Consider the following 452-nt stretch of genomic DNA (forward strand, 5'->3'; position numbering starts at 1 on the left):
ATTTAAAACAATTATCAGAAAAGGTGAAATTTTGATCTGGTTTTATAGAAAAAAACAAATCAGCAATCTCATCTTGTAATCTATCATCTCTTATTTTCTTTAAATTATATAAATAATAATCAGTAAAATCTCGTTCAATATCTTTTTCTGTGTATATTAAATTAAATCTACGCATTAATCCGTCTGTCATAGATTCATTTGAAATGTTATTCGCATAACTTTCAAATGTATTTATAAATAATAAAGTTAAAATAATGCCTTTGGTTTCTATTGATTCTTTTTTGCTTTTTCTGGTTAATTTTTCATGGTCATATGCTTTTAATAAATATTCTTTAATTTCAGAGAGCGGAGATCCAATTTGTTCTACTTGTTTGAACATTTGTGAAACTTCATCTTCAATCCAAAATCCGAATTGATTTTCGCCATTTTTTGTTGTGGGTAAATTTGAAAGT

Annotated in this window: 1 protein-coding gene; it reads right to left on the reverse strand. The window is 25.2% G+C overall.

All coding sequences use genetic code 11. The annotated features are described in order from the left end of the window. The coding region (locus AB4070_RS18565) for a hypothetical protein (protein WP_441981406.1) at positions 1-452 on the reverse strand (452 nt) is incomplete at both ends.

The sequence above is a fragment of the Microbacterium sp. 2RAF4 genome, assembly GCF_052115285.1.
GTDB classification, from domain to species: domain Bacteria; phylum Actinomycetota; class Actinomycetes; order Actinomycetales; family Microbacteriaceae; genus Microbacterium; species Microbacterium oxydans.